The 352-nt window shown below is 51.1% G+C and carries 1 protein-coding gene; it reads right to left on the reverse strand.

What is annotated here, in order from left to right; genetic code table 11:
- Positions 1–305: BtrH N-terminal domain-containing protein (locus ACTHSP_RS23020; protein WP_440347130.1), on the reverse strand; the 305-nt coding region annotated here is incomplete at its 3' end.
- Positions 306–352: the final 47 nt, after the last annotated feature.

The following is a 352-nucleotide window of genomic DNA, read 5'->3' on the forward strand; positions in this document are numbered from 1 at the left end:
TTGCCTGAGGACAGCGCGGCATCCAATGCGGCTTGTCCGCTTTGTGCGTCGGAAAATTTGCGGACGGATAATTTCAGCCCCAATGCTTTGCAGGTGTTTTTGATGATGCTGCGCGGCGCGGTACGGTAGGAAACCAGCGGCATGCCGTTTAATTTGATCAGCGGCATCCAGACAAATGTCAGTGCGTGGGCAATGCCGAAAATCATGGCTTCGTCTAAATTGTGGCCATGGTATTTGAGTAGGGTGGACATCACACCGCTTTCGCAATGGGCGGTATGCTGGTGTGGAAATTCTTGTGTGGTCATAAAGTTATTGGTTTTCGTGCAATGTTTTCAGACGGCCTGATGCGGTC

This window comes from Neisseria sp. P0001.S005, from assembly GCF_051963715.1.